This window comes from Bradyrhizobium sp. MOS003 (assembly GCF_003020125.1).
Classification (GTDB): domain Bacteria; phylum Pseudomonadota; class Alphaproteobacteria; order Rhizobiales; family Xanthobacteraceae; genus Bradyrhizobium.
On record NZ_PYFW01000001.1, the window covers coordinates 1,391,655 to 1,415,315 of the forward strand.

The 23,661-nt window shown below is 64.9% G+C and carries 22 protein-coding genes; 10 read left to right on the plus strand and 12 right to left on the minus strand.

The window, feature by feature from the left end; translation table 11 throughout:
• Positions 1-47 precede the first annotated feature (47 nt).
• From C7G42_RS06665 to C7G42_RS06675, 3 genes are read left to right on the plus strand one after another with little or no spacing between them, the layout of a single operon-like run.
• Positions 48-1,220 (plus strand): ABC transporter ATP-binding protein, encoded by a 1,173-nt coding sequence (locus C7G42_RS06665; RefSeq protein ID WP_106948189.1) that lies wholly within the window; start codon positions 48-50, stop codon positions 1,218-1,220.
• Positions 1,217-2,131 carry an ABC transporter permease gene (locus C7G42_RS06670; protein WP_106948190.1) on the plus strand — a complete coding sequence of 305 codons (915 nt, stop codon included), beginning with the start codon at positions 1,217-1,219 and terminating at the stop codon, positions 2,129-2,131. The genes C7G42_RS06665 and C7G42_RS06670 overlap by 4 nt, the downstream gene beginning before the upstream one ends.
• 4 nt (positions 2,132-2,135) lie before the next feature.
• The gene (locus C7G42_RS06675; RefSeq protein WP_106948191.1) at positions 2,136-2,948 is read left to right on the plus strand and encodes an ABC transporter permease; all 813 of its coding nucleotides are present in this window, start codon (positions 2,136-2,138) and stop codon (positions 2,946-2,948) included.
• Positions 2,949-2,999: 51 nt separating this feature from the next.
• On the opposite strand, the gene C7G42_RS06680 is transcribed toward C7G42_RS06675, so the two are convergent.
• The 4 genes from C7G42_RS06680 to C7G42_RS06695 all read right to left on the minus strand — a co-directional run bounded on the left by C7G42_RS06680 (position 3,000) and on the right by C7G42_RS06695 (position 8,351).
• Positions 3,000-3,851 carry a carbohydrate ABC transporter permease gene (locus C7G42_RS06680; protein ID WP_106948192.1) on the minus strand — a complete coding sequence of 284 codons (852 nt, stop codon included), beginning with the start codon at positions 3,849-3,851 and terminating at the stop codon, positions 3,000-3,002.
• The gene (locus tag C7G42_RS06685; RefSeq protein WP_106948193.1) at positions 3,848-4,720 is read right to left on the minus strand and encodes a carbohydrate ABC transporter permease; all 873 of its coding nucleotides are present in this window, start codon (positions 4,718-4,720) and stop codon (positions 3,848-3,850) included. Before C7G42_RS06685 ends, C7G42_RS06680 begins: the two co-directional genes overlap by 4 nt.
• Before the next feature lie 95 nt (positions 4,721-4,815).
• Positions 4,816-6,201, minus strand: a complete 1,386-nt coding sequence (locus C7G42_RS06690; RefSeq protein WP_106948194.1) for an ABC transporter substrate-binding protein — start codon at positions 6,199-6,201, stop codon at positions 4,816-4,818.
• Positions 6,202-6,410: 209 nt separating this feature from the next.
• The gene (locus tag C7G42_RS06695) at positions 6,411-8,351 is read right to left on the minus strand and encodes an AsmA family protein (protein ID WP_199580798.1); all 1,941 of its coding nucleotides are present in this window, start codon (positions 8,349-8,351) and stop codon (positions 6,411-6,413) included.
• Positions 8,352-8,623: 272 nt separating this feature from the next.
• Between C7G42_RS06695 and C7G42_RS06700 the strand changes: the two genes are divergently transcribed.
• Together C7G42_RS06700 and C7G42_RS06705 are read left to right on the plus strand one after the other, a co-directional pair.
• Entirely contained in the window at positions 8,624-9,361 is a 738-nt protein-coding gene (locus C7G42_RS06700; RefSeq protein WP_094976912.1) for a CoA transferase subunit A, read from the plus strand.
• The gene (locus tag C7G42_RS06705; RefSeq protein ID WP_094976913.1) at positions 9,361-10,011 is read left to right on the plus strand and encodes a CoA transferase subunit B; all 651 of its coding nucleotides are present in this window, start codon (positions 9,361-9,363) and stop codon (positions 10,009-10,011) included. The genes C7G42_RS06700 and C7G42_RS06705 overlap by 1 nt, the downstream gene beginning before the upstream one ends.
• Before the next feature lie 289 nt (positions 10,012-10,300).
• Here C7G42_RS06705 and C7G42_RS06710 read toward each other — a convergent pair whose 3' ends face one another.
• The 3 genes from C7G42_RS06710 to C7G42_RS06720 form a co-directional block, all read right to left on the minus strand.
• Positions 10,301-11,179: an SUMF1/EgtB/PvdO family nonheme iron enzyme gene (locus C7G42_RS06710; RefSeq protein ID WP_106948196.1), complete on the minus strand. Its 879-nt coding sequence runs from the start codon at positions 11,177-11,179 to the stop codon at positions 10,301-10,303.
• Between the two features lie 52 nt (positions 11,180-11,231).
• Positions 11,232-12,329, minus strand: a complete 1,098-nt coding sequence (gene nirK / locus C7G42_RS06715) for a copper-containing nitrite reductase (RefSeq protein ID WP_199580681.1) — start codon at positions 12,327-12,329, stop codon at positions 11,232-11,234.
• Between the two features lie 286 nt (positions 12,330-12,615).
• A complete protein-coding gene (locus C7G42_RS06720; protein ID WP_106948198.1) occupies positions 12,616-12,816 on the minus strand; it encodes a hypothetical protein in 201 nt (66 codons plus the stop codon).
• Positions 12,817-13,021: 205 nt separating this feature from the next.
• Between C7G42_RS06720 and hemN the strand changes: the two genes are divergently transcribed.
• Both hemN and C7G42_RS06730 read left to right on the plus strand, forming a co-directional pair.
• The gene (hemN, locus tag C7G42_RS06725; protein WP_106948199.1) at positions 13,022-14,374 is read left to right on the plus strand and encodes an oxygen-independent coproporphyrinogen III oxidase; all 1,353 of its coding nucleotides are present in this window, start codon (positions 13,022-13,024) and stop codon (positions 14,372-14,374) included.
• A 199-nt stretch (positions 14,375-14,573) separates the two neighbouring features.
• The gene (locus tag C7G42_RS06730; protein WP_091888479.1) at positions 14,574-14,771 is read left to right on the plus strand and encodes a DUF1858 domain-containing protein; all 198 of its coding nucleotides are present in this window, start codon (positions 14,574-14,576) and stop codon (positions 14,769-14,771) included.
• A gap of 122 nt (positions 14,772-14,893) precedes the next feature.
• Here the strand turns inward: C7G42_RS06730 and C7G42_RS06735 are convergent, their stop codons facing one another.
• Positions 14,894-15,604, minus strand: a complete 711-nt coding sequence (locus C7G42_RS06735) for a Crp/Fnr family transcriptional regulator (RefSeq protein ID WP_106948882.1) — start codon at positions 15,602-15,604, stop codon at positions 14,894-14,896.
• 130 nt (positions 15,605-15,734) lie between these two features.
• Between C7G42_RS06735 and C7G42_RS06740 the strand changes: the two genes are divergently transcribed.
• Positions 15,735-16,946 carry an NnrS family protein gene (locus C7G42_RS06740; protein WP_106948200.1) on the plus strand — a complete coding sequence of 404 codons (1,212 nt, stop codon included), beginning with the start codon at positions 15,735-15,737 and terminating at the stop codon, positions 16,944-16,946.
• A 2-nt stretch (positions 16,947-16,948) separates the two neighbouring features.
• Here C7G42_RS06740 and C7G42_RS06745 read toward each other — a convergent pair whose 3' ends face one another.
• Positions 16,949-17,986 carry an AraC family transcriptional regulator gene (locus C7G42_RS06745; RefSeq protein ID WP_106948201.1) on the minus strand — a complete coding sequence of 346 codons (1,038 nt, stop codon included), beginning with the start codon at positions 17,984-17,986 and terminating at the stop codon, positions 16,949-16,951.
• A 201-nt stretch (positions 17,987-18,187) separates the two neighbouring features.
• Here C7G42_RS06745 and C7G42_RS06750 point away from each other — a divergent pair, with 201 nt between their 5' ends.
• The gene (locus tag C7G42_RS06750; protein WP_106948202.1) at positions 18,188-18,802 is read left to right on the plus strand and encodes a response regulator transcription factor; all 615 of its coding nucleotides are present in this window, start codon (positions 18,188-18,190) and stop codon (positions 18,800-18,802) included.
• 173 nt (positions 18,803-18,975) lie between these two features.
• The gene (locus tag C7G42_RS06755) at positions 18,976-20,652 is read left to right on the plus strand and encodes a mucoidy inhibitor MuiA family protein (RefSeq protein WP_106948883.1); all 1,677 of its coding nucleotides are present in this window, start codon (positions 18,976-18,978) and stop codon (positions 20,650-20,652) included.
• 165 nt (positions 20,653-20,817) lie between these two features.
• Here the strand turns inward: C7G42_RS06755 and C7G42_RS06760 are convergent, their stop codons facing one another.
• The 3 genes from C7G42_RS06760 to C7G42_RS06770 are packed head-to-tail and all read right to left on the minus strand — an operon-like array spanning position 20,818 to position 23,656.
• Positions 20,818-21,621, minus strand: coding sequence for a heme ABC transporter ATP-binding protein (locus tag C7G42_RS06760; protein WP_106948203.1), 804 nt, complete (start codon positions 21,619-21,621; stop codon positions 20,818-20,820).
• Positions 21,618-22,709: a FecCD family ABC transporter permease gene (locus tag C7G42_RS06765; protein WP_106948204.1), complete on the minus strand. Its 1,092-nt coding sequence runs from the start codon at positions 22,707-22,709 to the stop codon at positions 21,618-21,620. Before C7G42_RS06765 ends, C7G42_RS06760 begins: the two co-directional genes overlap by 4 nt.
• Positions 22,706-23,656 carry a heme/hemin ABC transporter substrate-binding protein gene (locus C7G42_RS06770; protein ID WP_106948205.1) on the minus strand — a complete coding sequence of 317 codons (951 nt, stop codon included), beginning with the start codon at positions 23,654-23,656 and terminating at the stop codon, positions 22,706-22,708. Before C7G42_RS06770 ends, C7G42_RS06765 begins: the two co-directional genes overlap by 4 nt.
• Positions 23,657-23,661: the final 5 nt, after the last annotated feature.

Here is a 23,661-nt window from a genome sequence, read left to right on the forward strand (position 1 = left end):
GGGACAATCGGCGGCTAGCGTGCGGCGGAATCGGGGTTGGCAGGAACATGACGGACGAGTTGCCCAGAACAGACGGCGTGGCCAATGCGGGCGGCGGAGATGCGCTTCCCGCAGCGCGCCGACCGCTGCTGCGCATCGAGGGCGTCGCTAAAACCTTTGGTACTTTCCGCGCCGTGGACGGGGTCTCGCTCGATATCAAGGCCGGCGAATTCTTCGCGCTGCTCGGTCCCAGCGGCTGCGGCAAGACCACGCTGCTGCGCATGCTCGCCGGCTTCGAGGCGCCGGACGAAGGGCGCATCCTGCTCGGGGATAAGGATATCGCGCAGGCGCTGCCGCATGAGCGGCCGATCAACATGATGTTCCAGAACTACGCGCTGTTTCCGCATCTCTCCGTGCGCGACAACATCGCCTTCGGCCTGAAGCGCGCTCGAATGGCGCGCGCCGAGATTGCCACCCGTGTGGCCGAGATGGTCGCGCTGGTGAAGCTCGAAGGCCTCGAGAGGCGCAAACCGGATCAGCTCTCCGGCGGTCAGCGCCAGCGCGTGGCTCTCGCCCGTGCACTGGCGCGACGACCGCAATTGCTGCTGCTCGACGAGCCGCTCGCGGCGCTCGACAAGAAGCTGCGTCAGAGCACGCAGGGCGAGTTGATGGAGCTGCAGCGGCGGCTCGGCATGACCTTCATCATCGTCACTCACGATCAGGAGGAGGCGATGACGATGGCTGATAGAATCGGCGTGATGAAATCAGGCAAGCTCGCCCAGGTCGCGCCCCCGCGCGAGCTCTACGAGGCACCGCACTCGCGCTGGATCGCGGAGTTCGTCGGCGACATCAACCTGTTCGACGGCGAGACCAAATTGCGCGACGGTCATCGCCTGGTCATTGGCACGCGTGATGCGGGTACGCTGGTGGTGGCCGAGCCGCGCGAGCCGGTCGGTGCGGGAAAATTCTCGGTCGCGATCCGCCCTGAGAAGATCAAGTTGTCGCGCCGCGCCCCGGTGAGCGAAGCCGGCCGTGAAACCGCGATCAACAGCCTGGACGGCGTGATCGCGGACATCTGCTATCTTGGCGGCACAACCACCTACAAAGTGAAGCTCGATACCGGCGGGATCGTACGGGCCTCCGTCGCCAACAGCGCGCGCCTGGATGTCGACGCCTATAGCGTGGGCCAGCAAATCGTCGCCTGGTTTACGCCCGATGATTGCGTGGTGCTGCCGTCATGAGCGCCCGCCGCATCTTCGCGCGGCCGGCGCGCTTTGCCGCGATCGCGCCCTATGTCTGGATGGTGCTGTTCTTCCTGGTGCCCTTCGCCTTCGTGCTGAAGATCAGCCTGTCGCAGACGGCGATCGCGCAGCCGCCTTACGAGCCGGTATTCGACCTGACGGCGGGGTGGGACGCGCTGAAGGCGGGGTTTGCCGCACTCTCGATCGACAATTTCAGGCTTCTCTTCTCCGACGATCTCTATGTGTTCGCCTATGTGCGCAGCCTCACCGTCGCCGTAACCTCAACGGTGCTCTTGCTGCTCGTCGGCTATCCCATCGCCTATGGCATGGCGCGGCTGCCGAAGCGTTGGCAGGCGGTGGCGATGGTGCTGGTGATCGTGCCGTTCTGGACCTCGTTCCTGATCCGCATCTATGCCTGGATCAACATCCTCCAGCACGATGGCCTGCTGAACCAGATCCTGCTGGCGCTGCACCTGGTCAGCCAGCCCGTGGTCTGGCTCTCCACCGACAGCGCGATGTATATCGGCATCGTCTATTCCTATTTTCCGTTCATGATCCTGCCGCTCTACGCCACGCTCGCGAAGATGGAGCCTGTGCTGGAAGAGGCGGCCTCCGATCTCGGCGCGCCGCCGTGGCAGGTGTTCTGGCTCGTCACCTTTCCGCTGTCGCTGCCCGGCGTCGGCGCCGGCGTGCTGCTGTGCTTCATTCCCATCGTCGGCGAATTCGTCATCCCCGATCTTCTGGCCGGCTCCAATTCGCTGATGATCGGCCAGACCCTGTGGCTCGAATTCTTCACCAACAAGGACTGGCCTGTCGCTTCTGCCGCTGCGATAGTGCTGCTCGTGGTGCTGCTGGTGCCGCTGCTGCTGTATGAGCGGCTGCAGAAGCGGCAGCTGGAACAGGGGCGCTAATGCCATGCGCAAGGTCTCCCGCCTGTCCCGTTTCAACATCGCCTCGCTCGCACTGGGGCTGGCCTTCCTCTATCTCCCGATCCTCATCCTCGTCATCTATTCCTTCAACGGCTCGCGGCTGGTGACGGTGTGGGGCGGCTGGTCGCTGCGCTGGTATCATGAATTCTTCAACGACCGCGCCATGATCGAGGCGGCCTGGATGAGCTTTCGTGTCGCGGCCTCCTCGGCGACCATCGCCACGCTGCTCGGCACGCTCGCCGCGGTCGCGTTGTCGCGCGGCGAGCGCTTCCGCGGCCGTACGCTGTTCTCCGGCATGCTCTACGCGCCATTGGTGATGCCCGAGGTGATCACGGGGCTGTCGCTGCTGCTGTTGTTCGTCGCGCTGAACGCCGAGCGCGGCTTCTGGACCGTGACGATCGCCCATACCACGCTGACGATGTGTTTCGTCGCCGTGGTCGTGCAGTCCCGCCTCGGCTCGCTCGACCGTTCGCTGGAGGAGGCGGCGATGGAACTCGGCTGTGATCCGGTGCGCGCTTTTCTTTCGGTGACGCTGCCGCTGATCGCGCCCGCGATCGTCGCAGGCTGGATGCTGGCCTTCACGCTGTCGCTGGACGATCTCGTGATCGCGAGCTTCACCACCGGCCCGGGCTCGGCGACGCTGCCGATCCGGATCTATTCGGAGGTGCGGCTTGGAGTGAAGCCCGAGATCAACGCGATCTGCACGCTGGTGATCGCCCTGATCGCGGCGGTCATCGTGATCGCCTCGCTGGCCTCGAAGCTTTCGAGCTCGCAAGGCGAGAGCGCGGCGCCATTGTAAGAGGAGGTCATTCCGGGACGCGCACAGCTCGCCCCGGAATGATGGTTTGCCCTACGACTTCACCGCACCTGCGGTCAGCCCGCCCACCATGTAGCGGCGGAAGGCGTAGTAGATCGCGGCCGGCGGCAGTGCGTAGATGAAGCCGGTCGTCATCAACAGCTCCCACGGCGAGTCGTCGGCGGCGAGGAAGTTGCCGAGCGCGACGGGCAGGGTGATCTCGCGGTCGTTCGAGAGCAGCAGGAACGCGTAGAGATATTCGTTCCAGGCCAGCAGCACCGCATAGGTGCCGATCGCGACCAGCGAGGGCATCATCAGCGGCACATAGACCATGCGGAAGATCTGCAGCGTGGTGGCGCCGTCCATCACCGCGGCCTCATCCAGCTCCACGGGCAATTTGTCGGAGGCCTGCTTCAGCACCCAGATCGCGTAGGGGCTTGCGATCGTCACCATCGCAAGGATCAGCGACCAGTGATTGTTGAGCAGGCCGTAATTGCCCATCGTGCGGTACATCGGCACGGCGAGGAACGCCGCCGGGATGAAATACGTGAAGAGCGCGAGGTTCATCACGATGCGGCCGCCGGGCACCCGAAGCCGCGAGATCGAGAACGCCGCGGCCGTGGCGATGACCAGCGTCAGGACGCCGACGGCCGCGGCGATCACCAGCGAGTTCCAGAACTGGGCATAGAAGTCGCGCAGGAAGTAATGCTGCTGCTTGAACACGATCGTGAAGTTGTGGAGCGTCGGATGGTCCGGCCACAGCTTGCCCGAGAACGCGTCCTCCTTCGGGGAGATCGCGAACAGGAACATGTGGTAGATCGGGATCATCGTCCACAGGAAGACGGGAATGCCGATCAGCAGCAGCCGCGCTTCCGTCGCGACGTCACGGAGAGAGGGAAGCTTCATCGCGACAACCGTTTCATCATGAAGTACACGAGCGGCAGGACGAACGGCATCGCACAGACGATGGAAGCCATCGCGAGCGAGAGCTGGTCGAGCCGGAGATAGCGGATACCGAGCGTCGCCAGCACATGTGTGAGGTCGGCCGGACCACCGCCGGTGAGCAGATAGACGCTGTTGAAGTCGCCGAGCGTCCAGATCATCGAGAGCAGCGTGCAGGTGATGTAGAGCGTCTGCATCGACGGCCAGGTGATATAGCGGAACTTCTGCCACCAGCTGGCGCCGTCGACCTCGGCGGCCTCGAACAGATCGTGCGGGATCGCGAGGCGGCCGGTGATCAGGATCAGCGTCCAGAACGGCAGCGACTTCCAGATGTGCACGCCGATCGCCATGGTCAGCGCCACGGTCGGGTCGTTCAGCCAGTTCGGGCCGTCGTCGCCGGTGAAGGAAAAGATGAGGTGGTTGATCACGCCCCATTCGGGATTGAACATGAAGCGCACCGACAGGATGGTCGGGATCGACGGCACCGCCCAGGGCAGGATGAAGATCACCGACAGCCATTTGATCCAGGGGCGCTGCACGGCGAAGAAGCCGGACAGGAACAGGGCAATCACCATCTTGATGTTGATGCCGATGACCAGGAAAATCAGCGTGTTGACCGCGGCGCGCGCGAAGATCGGATCGTTGTAAAGCGCGACATAGTTCGACGGGGCCCGCGCCAGCCACAGCCCGTAGCAGACGGGATAGACCACGAAGGCCAGGAAAACGAGCAGATAGGGCGCGAGCAGTACGATGCCCCAGACCTGTGCCGGGGTCAGTCGCGACGACAGGGGCGGGCCGGGGAGTGCCTGATCGCCAGAGAGCGTGATCGCCATTCTTTTCGGACTCTTCAAAGAGAAGCCGGCCGCGAAGCGCGGCCGGTGGTTGTTCTAGCACCTCTCCCCGCGAGGCGGGGAGAGGGAGGGACGACTTAACCCGCGACTTGCTTGATGCGGGCGATCAACTCGTCCACGGCCTTGTCGACGGGAACCTTCTCGCTGACGACGCGGTTCATCGCCTTCGCCCACACGTTCTCGTTGTTGAGGATCGTGAACTTCCAGTTCTTGGTGAAGTCAAACGCCGCGGTGCCGCCGGTGAACTGGGCGTGGACGGCCTTGCGGTGCTTGTCGGCCTGCCAGAACGGACTGTCCTGGCTCGCCTTCGTTACCGGGAACCAGCGGCCGAGCGCGCCTTCGATGTAGGGGCGGACGTTCTCTTCCTGGAGCAGGAAGCTGATGAACTGCTTGGCCTCGGCCTTGTTCTTGGCCGCGGTGAAGATCAGCCCGGTCTTGACGTCGGAGCGGTAGCGGATGGTCGAGCCATCCGGCGCCTTCGGGAAGGACGCCGTAATGATGTCCTGCTCATAGGCTTTCTTGCCGGCTTCGCGCTGCTCGGGCGTGAGAGCCTGGTTCTGCGAGTCTTCGTACCACTTCGCCGCGATCGAGATCGTGAAGTTGTGGGTCATCACGATGGTCTTGTTGTGGAAGGCGACGTTGTTGTCGGGATCCTTCCAGGTCGTGGAGGAGGGCGGCGTGCAGCCCTTGATGTAGGTGTCGGTATAGTCCTTCAGCGCGTGGATCAGGTTCTCGCGAACTTTGGGATCGTCGACCGTGAGCTTGCCGTCATCGTCGACCAGCTTGACGTGGTAGGCGTCCATGAAGGTGTAGAACGACTGGAAGGCGTCGGTGGATTCCACGCCCATCGGCTGGCCGACGGCGTAAATGCGCTGTCCGGTCGCCTTGCGGATGCCAGGCTGCACCTTGTCGCACCAGAACGTCCAGTAGCCCGCCCAGTCGGTCGGGATATCGGCCTGCTTGAAGCCGGCTTTCTCCAGCATGTCGTTCCAGATCTGGACGTGCATGCTCTGCTGCTTCAGCGGGAAGCCGTAATAGGCCTTCTTCTTGGTGACGTCGTTGTAGAGGATCGACGCATCGAGCGTGTTCTGGACAAAGCGGTCCTTGATCGGCTCCATGATGTCGGAGAGATCCTCGAGCTTGCCCTCATAGGCCCACTTGCCCTGCGCCTGCACGTCATAAGAATCGGAATAGGCGACATCGGGCACGGTGCCGGCATCGAGCGCTGCGACCGTCTTCGGAATCATGTCCTGGATCGCGTATTGCGACAATTCGACCTTGATGCCGGTCTTGGCTTCGAACTTCTTGATCGTATCGAGCAGCGCGTCGTCTTCGGAACGATAGAAGCCCTTGCCCCACCAGACTGTGATCGTCTTCTGCTGCGCAAATGCGGGTGCAGCGGCTGCAAACAGCCCGGCCGCAGCGACCGCCAGTGATACTGCGCCAATAACCTTGGATTTCACGTTTTTCTCCCTCAAACGGCCGGTGTTTTTAACCGGTCGTATAAAACACTAGCGCATGGCGTAAGCTCGATCTAGCGGCATGTTGTCAGACATAGGTCGTGGTGGCGGGCCTTGCGGAGATGCTTAATGCGTGCATCGATCCAATCGCCGCATCAATTCGCCCTGATCAATTCGTGCTTTCGTCGGGCGGCGGCAGATGATCGCGATCCTCAGTTGGATTTCGCGTTGTCCTTCGGGTTCTCTTTGGCGTTCTCCGCCGTCGGCGAATCCGCCTGTGGAGGAGGCTTTCCGCTGCCGGTGATGCGTTCGATCGCGGAGCGCACGGCGTCGCCCCCCTTGCGGTCCTTCAGCATGTCGAGCAGCGGCGCGGAGGCCGGCGAGCGGCGGATCAGGCTTTCCGGATCGGGGAAGATCAGGGGATCGTCCCAGGGGCCCTGCACCACGAATGGCAGTTCGAAGCCCGACGTGCTGTTGAGGCTCGCCACGCCCTTCATGTCGTATTCGCGCGTCGGCACCGAGGCGGTCCCGGTGAGCGTGATCTTCGCCGCCGGCCCTTCGACGCGGATGTCCTCGGCGGTGGCGACCCCATCGGAGAATTTCACGGCGATGGTGAGATTGTTGTAAGGCGTCGAACCGTTGCGGAAATTGCCGCCGCCCGACAGCGGCCGCCGCTCCAGGCGCTTCAGCAATTGCTCGGCATTGAAGCCCGCGATCGCGCCGTCGTGACCGGTGACGGTGGCGCTGCCGTCGAGCGACTGCACGAGGCCGAACGGGCTCGAGCCCGAGGCGAACAGCGACACGTTGATGTTGCCGCGGCCGGACAGCTTGTTGAGGCCGAAAAGTTCGGTGGCGCAGGCCTGGAGATCGACGTCGGTGAACTGGAATTGCGCCTTGATGTCGGCGACGGTGTCGGAGCGCGCGATGCCGAACGAGCCCTTGGCAATTCCGCCATAGACCTGCGCCTCGCCGACCGAGAGCGCCAGCGTGCCGTTGCGCAAATTGGCGCCGATCGCGGTGCGGCCGAGCTTGGTCGATCCGACCGTCAGCTTTGCCGCCGACAGGCGCATGTCGAGGTCGGTCGTCGACAATCCGTTGAGATCGAACAGCTGCCTGTTCCAGTCCCGCGCACCGCTCGCGAGCAGGCGGAAGGTCGAGATGTAAGGTGTGAAGTCAAGTGCGTCCGCGGCAAGCGTCGCCTGCAGCGTCTGCCGGCCGTTATTGGCGTAGGTCATGACGCCCTCGGCCGCATTGCCGTCGAGCTCGACATTGACGTTGGTGAGCGCGATCGAGGCGCCGACGACGTTGGCGCGCGCTTTCAGCACGAAGCGGCCGAAGCCGCCGCTGGCGGGCTGCGGCTGCCCGGTCCAGCGCAGCGCGTTGCGCAAGGAGGGGCTGTCGACCGTCAGCATACCTTCCATCATCGGGCTGGTGCGGTTGGCGACGCTGCCGTCGAAGGCGAGCTTGAGCGGCGCGCTGGCGATCCGCGCCTTCAACCCCGAGCGCTCCCCGGAGAGGGCGGCGACGAAATCGGAAAAACTGATCGAGCCGTCGACACGCTCGCCGCGCCAGTCGAACTGTCCGGTCGCGGCGAAGGAACGCGAGATCGAGGGCCAGGCCAGCGACAGGTCGATGTCCTCGAACTTCTCGGTGCCGTGCGTGGCGGCGTCCTCGTAATCGAGCACGCCGTCCTGGATCCGGATTTCGGAGAACGAGACTTGGTTCTCGGCACCGGGCTTCATGGTGCGCGCGATGGTCTGGATGAAGGGCGTCCAGTTGCTCTGGCCGTCCGGCTTCAGGCTGACATGGATGCGCGGCCGCAGCAGCGTCAGGTCGGCGATCTCGAACCGTTGCAGCAGCAACGGCAGCAGCCGCAGATTGGCGGTGAGCACGTCGACCTGGAGCGCGGGATCGCTGGTGCCGCCGCCCTTGAGGCCGACGTCACGGAAGGAAATGTAGCTCGCCGGCAGCACCGAGATGTCGATTGCACCCGCGACACTGAGCTCGAGCCCGGTGACGTCGCGGATCTGCGCTTCGACCGCCTTGCGCAGCGCGTCGCGGTTGATGAGCCATGAGGTCGCGATCAGGGCGATCAGCGCAACGCCGAGCAGCGCCGCGATCGGCGTCCCGAGGCGCTTCATTCCTTGGGCCATGGTCAATGGCATGTCCTGATCGGGTTGGTCGTTGGAGCCAGAAGGACGGGTCGGGAAACCTGCGTGCCCACGCCCAACCCCCGCAACTTGATGGTTTTTCTTGTCGCTTTCAAGGCCGCGGACGGTTCTGCCCACGGTGTGGGCAGCTTCTATCACCCGGGCGCGGTGCGGAGAACCCCGTATCATTGACGGCTTTGGAGGATTTCGCCTAATAATCGCCGCCAATAGGGCGCGACGCCTCCAAGCCGAAGGTTCAGTCGAAGGTTATTTGCATGAACAAGGTCTATCCCGACGCCAAGTCGGCTCTGTCAGGCATTTTGAAAGACAACATGATGATCATGTCGGGAGGCTTTGGCCTCTGCGGCATTGCCGAGGAGCTGTCGGACGCGATCCGCGAGGCCGGCGTCAAGGGGCTGACGGTCGTCTCCAACAATGCCGGCGTCGACGGCATCGGCCTCAGCCGCCTCCTGGAAACCCGGCAGATCAAGAAGATGATCTCGTCCTATGTCGGCGAGAACAAGCTGTTCGCCCAGCAATTCCTCGCCGGGGAGCTGGAACTCGAATTCAATCCGCAGGGCACGCTGGCCGAGCGCATCCGCGCCGGCGGCGCCGGCATTCCGGCCTTCTACACCAAGACCGGCGTCGGCACGCTGATCGCCGAAGGCAAGGAAGTGAAGGAGTTCGACGGCGAGAAGTATCTGATGGAACGCGGCTTGTTCGCCGACCTCGCCATCGTGCACGCCTGGAAGGGCGACACCGCCGGCAATCTCATCTATCGCAAGACCGCGCGCAACTTCAACCCGATGATGGCGACCGCCGCCAAGGTCACGGTGGCCGAGGTCGAGCATCTGGTTCCGGCCGGCGAACTCAATCCCGACCATATCCACACGCCCGGCATCTTCGTGAAGCGCATCGTCGAGGTCGGCACGGCCAAGAAGCGCATCGAATTCCGTAACACCCGCCCGCGTCCGACCAAGGCGCCGGCCGCCGGCACTGGAGTTGAAATCTGATGGCCTGGACCCGTGAACAGATGGCCGCACGCGCCGCAAAGGAACTGCGCGACGGCTATTACGTCAATCTCGGCATCGGCATACCGACGCTGGTTTCGAACTACATCCCCGACGGGGTCGATGTCAGCCTGCAGAGCGAGAACGGCATGCTCGGCATGGGTCCGTTCCCCTATGAGGGCGAGGAAGACGCCGACCTGATCAATGCCGGCAAGCAGACCGTGAGCGAGCTGCCGTCGACCTCGTATTTCTCCAGCGCGGATTCGTTCGGCATGATCCGCGGCGGCCACATGGACCTCTCGATCCTCGGCGCCATGCAGGTGGCCCAGAACGGTGACCTCGCCAACTGGATGATCCCCGGCAAGATGGTCAAGGGCATGGGCGGCGCGATGGATCTCGTCGCCGGCGTCAAGCGCGTCGTCGTGGTGATGGAGCATTCGGCCAAGGACGGCTCCAAGCTCCTGAAGCAGTGCAACCTGCCGCTGACCGGCGAGCGCGTGGTCGATATGGTCGTCACGGATCTCGCCGTCTTCACCATCGACAAGCACGGCGACGGTGGCATGGCCCTGATCGAACTTGCCGACGGCGTCTCGCTTGACGAGGTCAAGGCCAAGACCGAAGCCGAATTCCGCGTCGCGCTGAAGAACACGTAAGGTCTTCGCGAATCATTGTGAAATGGCCGGGCTTCGTCCCGGCCATTTTCATGCGTGGCATCCGGTGTTGGCACCTGCTCCGCCTCGTCATTGCGAGGAGCCCTTGCGACGAAGCAATCCCGGCTGTTTCCGCGGCAAGAGTCTGGATTGCTTCGCTACGCTCGCAATGACGGAGTCGAAGCAAGCGCCGTCGCTCTTGCAATGCGCGCGCCGGTAGCCCGCATGAGCGAAGCGACACGCGGGATATCCCCGGGTGTCGCTTCGCTCACCCGGGCTACGTGCTACGCGATCAAGACCTCACCGCCCACACCTTGCCCCAGCGCGCCGACACGCTCGCGACCCAGGACGTTTCCTCGCGCACCAGGCGGAAGCCGAGATTTGCGGGCGGCACGCCTTGGGCGCAGCCGCCGGCGCGGGCGTCGCGGATGAAATCGGTGACATAGGCGCGGTGGGCACCCTCGGCGACACGCACGCCGCAGTTCACGGTCGGGCGGTCGGCATTGCCTGAAGCGTCGACGCGCGAGCGCACGAAGCAGGTCGAGGTCCACTCCCAGACGTTGCCGGCGAGGTCTTCGACGCCGTGCTCGTTCGGGCCGAACTTGCCGAACGGATAGGCCGTGGTGTCGGAGAGGTCGCGTTCCGATTCGCGCTCATAGCGGCTGATCCAGCGCTTCGAAGGATCGTCTGCGTCGACCGGTACGCTATCATCCCTGAAGCGGGAGCCGGCCGCAAAAGCCCATTCCGCATCGCTCGGCAATCGGTAATGGTGACCCGTCTTGCGCGACAGCCAGCCGGCATAGGCCTCGGCATCGTGCCAGCTCACCTGCACCGCGGGGCGATCGGGAGCGATGGCGACGTCGCGATCGAGCGCGCGGCATGCGCCGTCCTGTACGCAAAGCTGATAGTCGGATGAGGAGACCTGGTTTCGCATGATGTGCAGGGGACGGTCGATGCGCATCGCGCGCAACGGCGCCTCCGCCTGCTGCCCACCGCGCGTGAAATCGCCGGCCTCGCGATAGGACAGGCTGCCTGCCGCGACCCTGACGATCGCAGGCTCGGCCGCCGTGCCGTGGACGGCCACGTCCGAGACCAGCGGCGCAACCGCGACCGGTCCTGCGAGCCCGGCGGCGCAGGCGAGTGCCAGTTTGAGCTTGAATGCGATCAGCATGGTCGTTCCCCGAAGGAAGAAGGGGCCGGTGATGACCGGCCCCTTCTCACGTCTAGTTGGTGTTGGCGGCAGGGATTTCGGCAGGTGCCTTCACCTGGGTCATCAGATCCTCGTTCCACTTGCCTTCGACCTTGAAGTGCGCGGTGGCACCGAGGTCCGCCGCCTCGATCAGATTGTGCGTGACATAGGCGTAGATGCCGGGCTGCTGGAATTTGTACAGCGCAGCTCCCGCCGAGCCGCCGCGGATGAACCAGGTCTCGAGCCCGACTTCGGGTGCATTGCCGAATTTGCCGGTCTCCCAGACATAATCGCCATGGCCGCCGATCAGATGTGGACGGCTGTCGCGATTGGCCTGCGAATGCACGATCAGCACGTTCTCGCCGACATTGGCCGTCAGCGCGTTCTTGCCGGTGAGCGCGCCGACCTTGCCGTTGAACACGACATGGGAGGGGATCAGCTTCTTCATCACCTCTTCGGTGTCGGTGAAGGCTTCGCCAGGCGAGTCGTAGGACTTGAAATTGCCCTTCTCGTCGCGCGGCACATACATATCCTGCTCGCCGATGTAGTAGACCTTGTCGTATTTCAGCGCGTGGCCCTTGCCGTCGTTGAGTCCGTCACGCGGCAGCACCATCACGGCGCCGTTCATGCCGGAGACGACGTGCCAGGGGATCATCGGACCGCCCGGGGCGCAGTGATAGACGAACACGCCGGTCTTGGTTGCCTTCCAGCGCAGCACGACCTGCTCGCCGGGATTGATCAGCGTGAGCGCGCCGCCGCCGAGCGCGCCGGTCGCGGAATGGAAGTCGATGTTGTGCGGCATCGTGTTGGTGGCGGGATTGACCAGTGTCGTTTCGACGTAGTCGCCCTCATGCACCACCATCAGCGGGCCGGGCATCGAGCCGTTGAAGGTCATCGCCTGGAAGGTCGTGCCCTTCTCGTCGATGACGACCTTCTTCTCCTCGATCGTGAGCGTGAACTCGATGATTTTGGGGCCTTGCTTGGTCGCCTGCTCGTGCGCATGCACGAAGGGCGGAGCGACCAGCTCGACCTTCTGGCGCGGCAGTTTGAGATCATCGGCAGCCAAGGAGGGGGTCGCCAGCATCAGAGCTGTCGCGGCGGCGCTGATCAATGCGGCTCTGCGGGTGAACATCGGAAGCATCCTTCATCTGGAAAAGTTTTTGATGACGGATGCAGTGTGCGCCGATCGCGGCAAGCGTGTTTGCGCTGCGACAAGGTATTGCCGGATTCAGCTCCGCAACAGCACCTAGGTGTTTCAACGGAGCAGGATCGGTGACACCAGGTTAGCCGCATGCGACGGCGTTATGCTGATGTCGAGGCCTGCAAAGGCGTGCGACTCGACAAGGCATGCCAGGATGACCGTGCCTGGGAATGCGCGCTTGGATGAGATCGTGATCGGGGCCGCGGAAAAGACGCGGCTAAAAGAGATGTACGGCGAGCCGGACCGCCGCCCAGATGGCCAGCGACAGACCGACGAGGACAGCGATTAAGGCGGCCAGAACGCGCGCGGCGCCGACCGGGGCCGGTGCGGCCGGGGCCGGGCGGAAATCGTCGAAACGCGGGATATGGCCGCGGACGTCGAGCAGTGAGAAGATCAGTTCGAGTGCGAAAAGCCTCATGGGCAAACGCTCCGGATGCAGTGCGAATTGTCGCGATCATGGCCCGGAACCGGCCGCTGCGCTTTGCGCGAACGCAATCTCCGGCGCGCACGCCCGGCCGACTTTGCGCGAGCGCAAGGTCGCCCCCTCGGATCCAAGGTAATGGAGTGCATTCCGTGATTTGCTTGAGGTCTGCACACGGCGGAAATTTACGAATGGGTAAGATATGAGAGCTGATCTTGCGGCGAGCTACGGCGAAGAGCGATTGCCACGCTACACGAGCTATCCCACCGCACCGCATTTCTCGGCGGCCATTGGTCCGGACACCTACGCCCGGTGGTTGGCGGAGCTGTCGGCGGGCGCCAGCGCGTCGCTCTATCTCCACGTGCCGTTCTGCCGCGAGATGTGCTGGTACTGCGGCTGCCATACCCAGATCGTCCGCCGCGACGAGCTCATCGCCGGCTATCAGCGGACGTTGCGCAACGAGATCGCGCAGGTCGCCGAAACCATCGGCCGCCGCATCAAGGTGGAGCATATCCATTTCGGCGGCGGCACGCCGACGATCATGCAGCCGGAAGCTTTCGCCGAGTTGATGGCGACGATGCGCCAGAAGTTTTTCGTGCTGCCCTCGGCCGAGATCGCGGTCGAGATCGATCCCCGCACATTGACCGCCGACATGGTCGATGCCATGCGGCTCTCCGGGGTCAATCGCGCCAGCCTCGGCGTGCAGAGCTTCGATCCCGTGGTGCAGCGGGCGATCAACCGCGTGCAGAGCTTCGAGCAGACGGCTTCCGTGGTCGACATGCTCCGGCGCGCCGGCATCGAGGGACTCAATTTCGACCTGATCTACGGCCTGCCGCACCAGACCGTCGCGTCGTGTCTGGATACCGTCCGGCGCAGCCTCACTCTCGCGCCCGACCGCTTCTCCGTGTTCGGTTATGCTCATGTGCCAAGCTTCAAGAAGCACCAGCAGATGATCAACGAGGCTGTGCTGCCGGACGGCCTCGCGCGCCACGACCAGGCCTGCGCGATCGCGAATGCATTGAAGGAGGCCGGTTACGTGCAGATCGGGCTCGATCATTTCGCGCGACCCGGCGATTCCATGGCGGTGGCCTTCGAGGAACGGACGCTGCGGCGCAATTTTCAGGGCTACACCACTGACAAGAGTGAGGTCCTGCTCGGTTTCGGCGCCAGTGCGATCGGGCATCTGCCGCAGGGTTACGTCCAGAACGAGGTGCAGATCGGCGCCTATGCGCAGAGCATCGCCGCAGGCCATCCCGCCACCGCCAAGGGCTATGGGCTCACCGATGACGACCGGCTGCGCGCCGACATCATCGAACGCATCATGTGCGAGTTCAGCGCCGACCTCGGTGATATCTGCGCTCGCCATGGTGCAGAAGCAGGAGCGATGCTGGACTCGGCATCGCGCCTGAAGCCTCTGATCTCCGACGGCGTCGTGCGGCTGGACGGCAACCGCCTCGCAGTTGAAAAGGATTCGCGCTTCCTGGTCCGCAGCGTCGCGGCCGCGTTCGATGCGCATCTCAATCCGGCGAAGCAGCTGCACAGCCGGGCGGTTTAACCTCGCTCTGTCATTCCGGGGCGCGCCCTCTTGGCGCGAGCCCGGAATCCATTTCTCCACGTCATCTGCTGCGCGATGGATTCCGGGCTCGCGCTCTGCGCGCCCCGGACTGACGCTCTGAGGGACCTCACGCCAGCTTGCGCTGCCACAAAGAAACTCCGCTTCCCTCCATTATCGTCGTGTCGGAACGGAGGTGTCCATGTCTTTCCGATCCGACGATCTGGTCGATGACATCATGCGCACGGCGCCGCACACGATCCGGGTGTTTCTGGCCTTCAGGATGGCTTGTGTCGGTTGCCCGATCGCAACCTTCCACACGGTGGATGATGCCTGCCGCGAGCATGGCATCGACCGCGAAAAATTCCTCGCCGCATTGTGCGATTGCGTGCCGGCGTGAAGCGGTCTGGAATTCGCGCAGGCGCGCGCGGATTCCCGGGTGAGGGGCGGCTTTCGCCGTAAGCGGAAGCGCCCTCACCCCTATCTCGACCTATCCTGTGCGGAGATGTCCCGGCGCGGCTCTCACGCCGCGCCGCTGTCGGCGCTCCGCTCCGCCAGCACGACGATCCTGTGCGGCTCGCGCAGGATGATGCGCTGACGGCCGCTCTCGACGAGGCCCTGGCTCTCCCATCCGCTCAGGATGCGGCTGACCGTGTGCAGCGTGGTGCCGGTCATCTGCGCGATGTCCTGACGGCTGATCGGGAAGTCGATCTCGATGCCGTGCTCGAGCTTCTTGCCGGATTGCTTGGCGAGGCGCAGCAGCGCATGCGCGACGCGTTGCTCGACCTGCTGCGTCGACATTTCCAAGATGCGGGTGTGGCTCTCCTGCAGGCGCGTGCCGACGGTCTGGAGCGTGTTGGCGGCAAGCGAGGGAAATCGCTCGACCAGCCGCGGCCAGGCGGAGGTCGGCCAGATCAGCACCACGCTGTCGTCGACCGCGATCGCGGTCGCCGGATATCGCGCGGCCCCGATCGCCATGGCGAGCCCGAACGTTTCGCCGGGCGCGACGTAGCGGACCACGATCTGCTCGCCGGTCGGCGTGGTCTTGGCAGCGCGGACATGGCCGTGCAGCAGCAGGAAGAAGGACTGTGCGTCCGCACCCTGCTCGAAAATGGCACTGTTCTTGGGATAACGCGCCGAACGGGCCTCACGCAGGATCTCGTCCAGCGCTTCCGGCGTGACCCCGGCAAATAGCGGTAAATGCGCAACCAGCGATGTGTCGACCTTGGCCAATTCTGCCTCCTTGGCGCTCGGGAGTGTGATGGCACCTGCAATCGTCCTGATGTTTGCGATAGCGCAAAACGGAACGGCCGACTGGCAGTATTTTTCCAAACAACGATCTGAATCTATTGGAGTTGACCCCATGGCTGGCACACGATCCCGCAAGTATGAGGGCTGGCCGCTGTTTGCGAACAGTTTTCGGCCCTTTTTCCTGCTCGCTGCGATCCAGGCGGGGCTGTCGATCCTGGCCTGGCTGCCGATGTTCTATGGCGAATTGTCGGTGAGTTCCGCGTTCGCTCCGCGCGACTGGCATGTCCACGAGATGCTCTATGGCTTCCTGCCGGCTGTCATCACCGGGTTCCTGTTCACGGCCATCCCGAACTGGACCGGGCGGCTGCCGATTCAGGGCACCTCGCTCGCGGCATTGGTGTTGGTCTGGCTTGCCGGGCGTGTCGCGGTGACGTTGTCGGCCGACACTGGCTGGGCATTCGCGCTTCTCGTCGATGCCGCCTTCCTGGCACTGGTCGTCGCCGCCGCGGCGCGCGAGATCATCGCAGGCGGCAACTGGCGCAACCTGCCCGTGGTGGTGCTGGTGTCCGTTCTGCTCGCAGGCAATGTCGCGTTTCATCTCGAGGCGCATTACCGAGGTGCCGCCGATGTCAGCATTCGTGTCGGCATCGGTGTGGTCACGCTTCTGATCTCGCTGATCGGCGGCCGCATCATTCCGAGCTTCACCCGCAACTGGCTGGTCAAGTTCAATCCCGGCCGCCTGCCGGTGCCGTTCGGACGCTTCGATGGCGCAGTGATCGGATGCAGCGCGCTCGCGCTCCTCTGCTGGATCGTGGCGCCGCTGAATGCCGTCACCGGTGTCCTGATGGCGCTGGTCGGCGGGCTGCATCTGGTGCGGCTTGCGCGCTGGGCCGGCGATCGCACGTTTCGCGAGCGACTGCTGGTGATCCTGCATATTGGCTATTTCTTCGTGCCGCTCGGCTTCATCCTGCATACGCTGGCGGTTTTCGGCGCGCTGCCGCCGAGCGCCGGCATCCACGCCTGGATGACGGGTGCGGCGGGAACGATGACGCTGGCGGTGATGACCCGCGCAAGCCTTGGCCATACTGGACAGGCGTTGACGGCTTCGCCGGCGGTCCAGGGAATCTATGCGGCGATCATCATCGCAGCCCTGGCGCGGGTCGCCGCCGTGGTGTTGCCCGCGCACAGCGATGCGTTGTTGCACGTCGCTGCCTGCGGCTGGCTGGTCGCGTTCCTCGGATTTGCCGTTGCGTTCGGCCCCCTGCTCGCGGGCAGCCGGCGGCGTGCCCTCGCCACGATGGGCGTGCCGGCGCCGGCGCGCTGAGCTCAGGCTGCGGTCGCCGAGGGCGTATCGGCGGGCGAGCCCTGTGGCCGCACGCCCTTGCGCCAATCGGTAATGGTGCAGCCGAACCGCCCGCGAAACCAGCGCGCCATGGCGCTCTGCGCGGAGAAGCCGAGCTGGGTCGCGATGTCGGCCAGCGGCCGGTCGGGATCCTCGATCAGCTGGATCACGAGATCGGCGCGTTGGGCATCCAAGATGGCCGAGAAGCTGGTGCCGGCTTCGGCCAGATGCCGGTGAATGGTACGGCGGGTACAGGCAAGATGCTCGGCGACGCGCTCGACGGTGCAGTCGCCGCCAGCGAGCAGGGTCCGCACGACCTCGTCGACCTTCTCTTCCCAACTTGCCGGCCGAGTCTCGATCGCCTCGATCCGCTTGCGCAGATAAGTCGCGATCAGGGGATGCGCGCTCGGAATCCGGCGCTCCATGTCGCGCGCCGAGAGGAGGATGGCATCGTGCTCGGCGTTGAAGGTCACGCGGCAGCCGTAGAATTCGCGGTAGCGCTTGCGATCGCGCGGCGGCGGATAGTGCAGGTGGACCTCCTGCGGCCGCCAGTCTTGGCCGTATAGCGACTGGATGATGCGGTGGATGCTGCCGAGCGCCATGTCGATCGACTGGCGCGGCGCGATCGGCTGCCGGCCCCGCAGGTGCAGCGTGACCGTCACGATCTGCCCGTCGCGGGCAACATCCAGCCGCATCCCGTCATGATGGACGTGGATGAAGCGCGAAAATGCTTCGATTGCTTCGCTCACGGTCGCCTGCTCGCGCACGATCAGGCCGACCGCGCCGAAATTGGTCAGGCCGCCGCGCTCGGCGAGGCGCAAGCCGAAATCTTCGGCGCCGGACGTCTCTGCCGACAATTCGAGCAGACGGCGCAGGCCGGCGACGGCGATGGGTGTGTCGGGCTTGTCGAGGCAGGCCAGCGGCAGCCTGGCCTTGCGCATCATTTGTTTGGGATCGAGCCCGACCGACCGGGCGATCTCCGGGTAATAGCTCAAGCCTGCGCTGCGAATGAGGTCCGTCATGCGAACCGTTCCTGCCAGCCATTCCCGCAGATGTCCCGAAATGTAAAGTTTCTGTCTCGATCCGTCAAATCCGGGAACAGGGCGGAATATACATAACGAAAACCGAAGCACCGGCGCCAATGCCGTGCTTGCGACGGCGGGGCGCGATGGGGCCTTCGTCCGTCTCGTTTCATTTGACCAAGACATTGCTGGATCGGGATTATGCCGGGAAACACGCTTTCCAAGGGTGAGGTATTCGTCGTCGACACCGACGCTGCCTCCCGCGAACAACTTTCGACCGCGCTTCAACAGAGCGCCTATGATGTGATCTGCTTCGCTGACGGTGCCTCACTCCTGTCCGAAGCAAAGGCGCGGATGCCGGCCTGCGTGCTGATCGAGCTGCCGCCCGATCGCTCCGGCCTCGATATGCTGAGGCGGCTGCGGGAGGAAAACTGCATGGCGCCGGTGCTGGTGACCTCGGCGAATGGCAGCATCGCCATGGCGGTCGACGCCATCAAGAGCGGCGCGGCCGACTTCATCGAAAAGCCGTTCCGCACCCACGACATCATCGGCCGGATCGACGCCGCCATCGACGAATGCGCGCAACCCGGCACGAGCCGGCAGCGCTGGCTGCCCGGCTGCGAGCCCTTGACCGAGCGTGAAGGCGACGTGCTCGAGCACCTCGCTGCCGGCCTCACCAACAAGGAGATCGCCCGGCGCATGCATCTGAGCGCGCGGACCGTCGAGGGTTATCGCGCCGGCATCCTCAAGAAAGCCGGGGCCAGGAACGTGACCGATCTGCTCCGCCGCATCTTCGGACAGGGGGCGTCGGTTTAGGCCTAAGACCTGTCGGCACTGCGACACGTTCCGCGGCCTTGGTGCCGCCGTCGCGGCGCCCCACGGAAACCCCAATCGAACCAGTTCCTTCCCTGCCGCGTCCAACCATGTTGGCGAGGCATTTGATCGCGCGCGTCCGGCTGGCGGCGCGGCGATACGGCAGGAGGGACTTCATGCGCATCACCGCAAGATATCTGGCGACGACTAGTCTGGTTCTGGTCACCATGGCGGCGGCGGCACCGTCATGGGCCGCCGACCTGGACGCCACATCGGCGATCGACACCGTCACGGTTTACCCCGACGGCGCCACCGTCACCCGTGTCATCACGGTCGACCTGCCGTCCGGAGATTCGACGCTGGTTGCCAAGGACTTCCCGCTTGGTCTCGATACCTCCTCCATCCGGGTCGAGGGTGAGGGCGGCGCAAAGCTCACCATCGGCACGATCGATGCGCGGTCGCCGCGCGCCGCGCCGGTCAACCTGCCCGAGCTGGACAAGCGCATCGAGGCCTTGAACGATCAGCGCGCCGATTTGCAAGGCGCGATCGACTCGGCGAATGCGCGGCGCAAGTTTGCGGAGCACTTTGCGGAAGCCTCTCCCGCGGGTATCGGCGACAAGGGCGAGGCGCGGCCCATCACGGAATGGCGCGCGGCCTTTGCTGCGGTCGGCGAAGAAATTGCGAGCGCCGATACCGCCGTCCGTGACGCCACGCGCAAGATGCGGGAGATCGACCGGCAGATCGCCCAATTCGAGGTCGAGCGCAAGGCCAAGCCGCCGAGCAAGCTCGAGGTTCGCATGGAGGTTGCCGCGTCGGCTGCGACGAAGGCGACGTTGCGCGTGACTTATGCCGTACGCAATGCGCGTTGGGTACCGCTGTACGATGCCCGGCTCGACACCGGCGCCAAGGACCGCAAACCGCAGCTCGAGCTCGTTCGTCGCGCCGAGATTACGCAGTCGACCGGCGAGGATTGGTCGAGCGTTGCGCTTGGCGTCTCCACTGTCCGGATCGGCCGCGGCGGCAGTGCGCCGGAACTCGGTTCGCTGGTAGCGCAATATCCTCAGCTGCCAAAGTCGATGGCGGCGGGTTCAGCCTCCGATCTGGCGCGGCCCGCACCAGTTCTGCGCCAGGTGCAATCACCAGCGATGGCCAAGATCGCGGAGTCGGCCGAGCCGCGCGAACGTGCCGATGAGCAGCAGGCGGTTGCCGAGATTGGCGGCTTCCAGGCCACGTTCAAGATCCCTGGCCGCGTCAGTCTCGGCGCGCAGGAGGGGGCCAAGAGCATGCGCATCGCGGCCATGACCGTGCCCGCCGATCTCGCGGTGCGCGCGGCCCCGGTGATCGACCCCACCGCCTTCCTCGAAGCCAACTTCAAGCAGACCGACGACACGACGCTGCTGCCTGGCAAGGTCGCGATCTACCGCGACGGCGTTTTCGTCGGTCGCGGCAAGCTCTCCGCTTCAGCCAAGGACGACATCGTGCGGCTCGGCTTCGGCGCCGACGACAAGATCAAGATCGAGCGCGCCGTGCTCAAGCGCAACGAGGGGTCGGCAGGCCTGCTGGTCACGACGTCCAAGACCGACGAGCGCACGTTCAAGACCACCATCCGCAACGGCCACGACTTCCCGATCAAGGTCGCGATCGAGGATCAGCTGCCGGTCAGCGAGAGCGAGGACATCGCCGTCGAGATGCTGCCCGCGACCACGCCGCCGACCGCCAGCAACATCCGCGACAAGCGCGGCGTGCTGGAATGGTCGTTCGACGCCAAGCCGGGCGAGGTCAAGGATATCAACTTCGCCTGGCGCATCCGCTGGCCGAAGGACAAGAGCATAACGATCGTGCCGGCGGGGTAGGATCAGTCGCGTCACGAACGAGGTCGGCTCCCTCTCCCGCTTGCGGGAGAGGGCTGGGGTGAGGGCTCCCTCCTCTAGGGGATTGTCCCGTTGCGGAGACACCCTTTCCCTAACCTTCCCCCGCAAGCGGGGGAGGGAGCGGACCGCCTCCGCAGAAGCACTGCGCTAAGTTCCCGCCACCGCCGCGCGCATCGATTGCGGCAATACGTATGGCACGCCGTCGTCGGCCTGATGGACGACCGCGTCGATCTCGAAGATGTCGCGGATGGTCTCGCTTGTGACGACCTCGGCGCGCGGACCGTCGGCGGCGAGCCTGCCTCGGTTCAGCACGACGAGTCGGTCGGCGAAGCGGATCGCGAGATTGAGGTCGTGCAGGATCGCGATCACGGCCGTGCCGCCGGCAGCACGGCGGCGCGCGGCCTCGACCAGGTCGATCTGATGACGCAGATCCAGGCTCGAGGTCGGCTCGTCCAGCAGCAGAAGTCCCGGACCATGCTCGGCTTCGCCGCAGGCGAGCTGCACCAGCACGCGGGCGAAATGGGCGCGCTGCTGCTCGCCGCCTGACAGCGTCGGCAATTGCCGTTCGCGGAAATGCGTCAGCCCAACCTCGTCGAGGGCAGCGTCGACGAGCGAGCCTGCATCACGCGCGCTGCGCTCGCCCGCGCCCATCAGCACGATCTCCTCCACGGTGAAGGGGAAGGTGACATTAATGTGCTGGGACAGCATGGCGCGGCGCGCGGCGAGTTCACGCGGCGCATAGCTGCTGATATTGCGCTGCTTGAGGCGGACCGCACCCTCGTTCGGGCGGAGATCGCCGGAGAGCAGCCGCAGCAGGGTCGACTTGCCGGCGCCGTTCGGGCCAATGATTGCGACCATCTCGCCGGCCGCAACCGTCAGGCCGACACCATCGAGCAACGTCGCGCGGCCGGCGCGCTTGCTTAAAGCCCGCGCCTCGATCACGGCAGTCATAGCGAGGCGAGCCCGCGCTGCCGCAGCAGGATGAAGAGGAACACCGGCGCGCCGACCGCTGCGGTCAGAATGCCGATCGGCATCTCCGCCGGCGCCACGATGGTGCGCGCCAGCGTGTCGGCGCCGACCATCAGGATCGCGCCTGATAGTACCGAGGCCGGCAACAGCAGCCGATGCGCAGGTCCAATGACGAGACGGAGCAGATGCGGCACGACGATGCCGACGAAGCCGATGACGCCGCTGATCGACACCGCGACGCCGGTCATGGCGGAGACCAAGACGATCGAGATCCGCTTGAGACGCTCGACGTCGACGCCGCCGTGAAAGGCGTCGGCCTCGCCGAGCACCAGGAGATCGAGGCCGCGCGCGATGAAGGTGCAGGCGGCAAGCCCGGTGATGAGGATCGGCGCGAGCACGGCGGCCTTGGTCCAGGTCACGCCGCTCATTGAGCCCAGCATCCAGAACGTGATGTCGCGGAGCTGACGGTCGTCGGCGACGAAGACAAGAAGTCCGATGCCGGCATTGGCGATCGCGGTGATGGCGACGCCGGCGAGCAGGAAGACCGCGATCGAGGTGCGACCCGATCGGCTCGAGATGCCGTAGAGAATCGCGGTCGTGGCCAGCGATCCCGCGAACGCCGCGAGCGGCAGCAGCTCGGTCTGGAGGAAGCGCAGCATCTCGCCGAAGCGCGAATCGGTGAAGACGATCGCGCTTGCGGCTGCGAGCGCACCGCCGCTGGAGACGCCGACCAGCGCGGGATCGGCGAGCGGGTTGCGAAACAGTCCTTGCATGATCGCGCCGGCCGCGGCGAGCAGGCCGCCGACCATTGCCGTTGCCGCGATCCGGGGGACGCGGATCGACCACAGCACGAGCTGGTCGCGGGCCGTCATGGCCGTGCCTTCGCCCGACAGCCCGAGTGCGGCAGGCAGGCGGGATAGGGGAATGCCGGCGGCGCCAAAGCCAAGCGCCACGATCGCGGCGACCGCGAGCACCGCGATCAGGAGGGGGATGGCGAGCGATGCGGCCCGCCGTCGCGCGCTGGCGCGTCGTCCCAAGCTCCGCGCTTCAGTGCCGATCGCCACGCTCATTGCCGGCAATTCGCCGCCGGCAGCGCCGAGGTGAACGCCCCGCCTTCGGCCAATGCCGGATAGAGCTTGACCGAGAGATCACGTGCCGCCGCCGCCGTGCGCGGTCCGAAGCCGAGCAGATAGAGCCCGTCCATCGTGATGAAGCTCTTGTTGGCCGCGACCGGCGTCAGGGCAAAGCCGGGATGGGAGTAGACCGCATCGGCCTGGAGCGAATCCTTGCCGCGCTCGATCGACAGCACGACGTCGGGCCTGGCGGCCACGATCGCCTCGTCTCCAATGTTCTTGTAGCCCTCGTAATCGTCGACGGCGTTGGTGGCGCCGGCGAGCTGGATGATCTCGTCGGCAGCGGTCTTGTGGCCGGCGACCATGGCCCGCCCGTTCAGAAGCGACATGACGAACATCACCCGTACCGGCTTCGTCACCTTGGCGCGCAACGCGCGGAGCTGCTTGAGATCGTCGCCGACGGCGGTCGCCAGGCACTCTGCCCGCGCATCGACGCCCATGGCGTGGCCGACCAGCTTGATCTTCTCGACGAGGCCGTCTTCGGAGAAGGTCTCGGGCACCAGCACCAACGGCACATTCGCCGTCTCCAGGATGTCCATGGTCTCGCGCGGTCCTGAGCCCTGGATCGCCAGGATCAGGGTGGGGTTGAGGCCGATCACGCCCTCGGCCGAGATCTGGCGCATGTAGCCGACATTGGGTTTGTCGTGCAGCGCCGCTGCTGGATAGAGGCTCGTGGTGTCGATGCCGACGAGCCGGTTCTCGAGCCCGAGCGCATAGATGATCTCGGTGATGGCGCCGCCGATCGAAACCGTGCGCGCGACGTCGGTCACGGCGATGTCGCGATTGCGCGCGTCATGCACGGTGATGCCGGCGGCGTGTGCGACTGGCGCGAGCGCGATCCCACTGGAGAGCAGGAGGCATTTGAGGGTGCGGCTAAATGTCATTGCGT

Bases quoted from the DNA above. Each gene is read 5' to 3' on its own strand.
- C7G42_RS06665 (WP_106948189.1), top strand. From the start codon at position 48: ATGACGGACGAGTTGCCCAGAACAGACGGCGTGGCCAATGCGGGCGGC.
- C7G42_RS06670 (WP_106948190.1), top strand. From the start codon at position 1,217: ATGAGCGCCCGCCGCATCTTCGCGCGGCCGGCGCGCTTTGCCGCGATC.
- C7G42_RS06675 (WP_106948191.1), top strand. From the start codon at position 2,136: ATGCGCAAGGTCTCCCGCCTGTCCCGTTTCAACATCGCCTCGCTCGCA.
- C7G42_RS06680 (WP_106948192.1), bottom strand. From the start codon at position 3,851: ATGAAGCTTCCCTCTCTCCGTGACGTCGCGACGGAAGCGCGGCTGCTG.
- C7G42_RS06685 (WP_106948193.1), bottom strand. From the start codon at position 4,720: ATGGCGATCACGCTCTCTGGCGATCAGGCACTCCCCGGCCCGCCCCTG.
- C7G42_RS06695 (WP_199580798.1), bottom strand. From the start codon at position 8,351: ATGGCCCAAGGAATGAAGCGCCTCGGGACGCCGATCGCGGCGCTGCTC.
- C7G42_RS06700 (WP_094976912.1), top strand. From the start codon at position 8,624: ATGAACAAGGTCTATCCCGACGCCAAGTCGGCTCTGTCAGGCATTTTG.
- C7G42_RS06705 (WP_094976913.1), top strand. From the start codon at position 9,361: ATGGCCTGGACCCGTGAACAGATGGCCGCACGCGCCGCAAAGGAACTG.
- C7G42_RS06710 (WP_106948196.1), bottom strand. From the start codon at position 11,179: ATGCTGATCGCATTCAAGCTCAAACTGGCACTCGCCTGCGCCGCCGGG.
- nirK (WP_199580681.1), bottom strand. From the start codon at position 12,329: ATGTTCACCCGCAGAGCCGCATTGATCAGCGCCGCCGCGACAGCTCTG.
- C7G42_RS06720 (WP_106948198.1), bottom strand. From the start codon at position 12,816: ATGAGGCTTTTCGCACTCGAACTGATCTTCTCACTGCTCGACGTCCGC.
- hemN (WP_106948199.1), top strand. From the start codon at position 13,022: ATGAGAGCTGATCTTGCGGCGAGCTACGGCGAAGAGCGATTGCCACGC.
- C7G42_RS06730 (WP_091888479.1), top strand. From the start codon at position 14,574: ATGTCTTTCCGATCCGACGATCTGGTCGATGACATCATGCGCACGGCG.
- C7G42_RS06740 (WP_106948200.1), top strand. From the start codon at position 15,735: ATGGCTGGCACACGATCCCGCAAGTATGAGGGCTGGCCGCTGTTTGCG.
- C7G42_RS06745 (WP_106948201.1), bottom strand. From the start codon at position 17,986: ATGACGGACCTCATTCGCAGCGCAGGCTTGAGCTATTACCCGGAGATC.
- C7G42_RS06750 (WP_106948202.1), top strand. From the start codon at position 18,188: ATGCCGGGAAACACGCTTTCCAAGGGTGAGGTATTCGTCGTCGACACC.
- C7G42_RS06755 (WP_106948883.1), top strand. From the start codon at position 18,976: ATGCGCATCACCGCAAGATATCTGGCGACGACTAGTCTGGTTCTGGTC.
- C7G42_RS06760 (WP_106948203.1), bottom strand. From the start codon at position 21,621: ATGACTGCCGTGATCGAGGCGCGGGCTTTAAGCAAGCGCGCCGGCCGC.
- C7G42_RS06765 (WP_106948204.1), bottom strand. From the start codon at position 22,709: ATGAGCGTGGCGATCGGCACTGAAGCGCGGAGCTTGGGACGACGCGCC.
- C7G42_RS06770 (WP_106948205.1), bottom strand. From the start codon at position 23,656: ATGACATTTAGCCGCACCCTCAAATGCCTCCTGCTCTCCAGTGGGATC.